Annotated in this window: 1 protein-coding gene; it reads right to left on the minus strand. The window is 59.4% G+C overall.

The features are described from left to right. Positions 1-355: 355 nt before the first annotated feature. Positions 356-557 (minus strand): chorismate mutase (locus H9626_RS15740; RefSeq protein WP_191710824.1); only part of this gene is annotated, 202 nt, incomplete at its 5' end.

Raw genomic sequence — 557 nt, forward strand, 5'->3', positions numbered from 1 at the left:
AAACCGAGGTGAGTGTGGACATGATGCCTCCTGACCGTTGACGATGGCGCTTGCGTGTCCGGGTCCCCGAATGTTCCCGGACCGTCGCGCGCGCCGGATGCGTTCGCTATCGTGTTGCGGTCAGCCTATCAGAGAAGTTCAGGATATAAGTCATCAGCTCGATTTGAGTGTCGTTATAAACCAGGTTTATACCCTAGGTTCGCTGCCCGGCTCGGCTCTCCACCCGGACTCTGATGCATCGTGACCCTGACACAAGGTGCAAAACGGCGGAATATCAAGGTTCTGAACTTGTGTCACGGTCACAGAAGTATCAGAGTCCGCACAAGTCGGGCGTGTCGGACCGATACGAGACGTGCTACGACTGGGCGGCGATGCGTTCGTGGCGGGTCTTGGATTCGCTCACCACGAAGGTGTGGTAGGACTCGGCGATGTCCGGGTCCAATCCGGCCTGCTCCGCGAGCGTGCGCAAGCGTGCGATCTGGCTGTGTTCCCGTTCGTTGTCGGCGGGGGCGAACCCGGCCCGGGCCTTCCATTGGCCTATCTGTGCCGTGTATTTG

The sequence above is a fragment of the Phocaeicola faecium genome, from assembly GCF_014837055.1.
Lineage (GTDB): Bacteria > Bacteroidota > Bacteroidia > Bacteroidales > Bacteroidaceae > Phocaeicola > Phocaeicola gallinarum.